Source organism: Streptomyces alkaliphilus, assembly GCF_014141535.1.
Classification (GTDB): Bacteria; Actinomycetota; Actinomycetes; order Streptomycetales; family Streptomycetaceae; genus Streptomyces; species Streptomyces alkaliphilus.
Window position 1 is genome coordinate 1 of record NZ_VKHT01001407.1, and the last position, 981, is coordinate 981.

A 981-nucleotide genomic window follows, 5' to 3' on the forward strand; every position below is an offset into this window, starting at 1 on the left:
GGCATCCACCGGGCTCCTCCCTCTCCTCCGCGTTCCCAACCGTGGCCGCGCGGCACCGGGAGGGCTTTTCCGGAAAGGAGAACCCGTGCGCCTGGTCCCCCGGCGTTCCGGCATCGGCGGAGCCTTCACCTCCGCCCACACCGTCGGCACCGGCATGGTCATCGCCGCGCTCGCCCTCACCATGGCGGCGCTGTTGATCCCCGTGAGGCTTTTCGAGGGAACGGCGGTGGCCGGTCCGGGAGGTCTCATCGTGGATGACGGACTGGGCACCCTGACCACGCAGTACGGACCCCTGACCCCCACCGACCGGGACTTCGTGCGCAAGGTGCGCAGCGCAGGGCTGTGGGAGGGACCGGCGGGGCGACAGGCCCAGGAGAGGGGCCGGAGCGAAACCGTGCGCATCGCCGGCAACCACCTCGTCGACGGCCACAACCTGCTCGACGAACTCGCCATCGAGACCGGTCGGGTGCTCGGCATCGAATTGCCCAACCAGCCCACCGCCCAACAGCGCGCGTGGCTGGCGGAGCTGGAGGCGGCTCCCATCGATCGGTACGAGGTGCTGTTCGCCAACATCCTGCGCCGCGCCCACGGCCGGGTCTTCACCCTGGTCGCCCTGGTGCGCGCCGAGACCCAGAACTCCCTGGTCCGCGAACTCGCCAACCAGGCCAACGAGACGGTGCTCGACCACATCACCGTCCTGGAGAACACCGGCCTGGTGGATTACGGAGCGCTGGACGACGACGGTATCGGAAGCATCAGCAAGCGTGTCGCCGGCCCCAGGTCGCCGCGCCGTGCCCGTCGCACCGCCACGGGGTGCGGTCGACGCCGCCCCGACGGACGCCCGGTGGGCCGTCCGGGGGGCCGCTCGACGGACGCACCGCCGGTCCCCGCACCCGGGGGAGGACGCCCGAGAGTCCCCCGGCGTGGCGCTGACCGAACCGACCCCCCTCCTCACACCGGTGATCCCGGTGAACCCACCAC

Annotated in this window: 1 protein-coding gene; it reads left to right on the plus strand. The window is 71.8% G+C overall.

Annotated features, from left to right (window positions below; translation table 11 throughout):
• Window positions 1-85: 85 nt before the first annotated feature.
• Window positions 86-981, plus strand: an 896-nt coding sequence (locus FNQ90_RS28575) for a DUF4142 domain-containing protein (RefSeq protein WP_323380169.1), incomplete at its 3' end; no start/stop codon positions are given.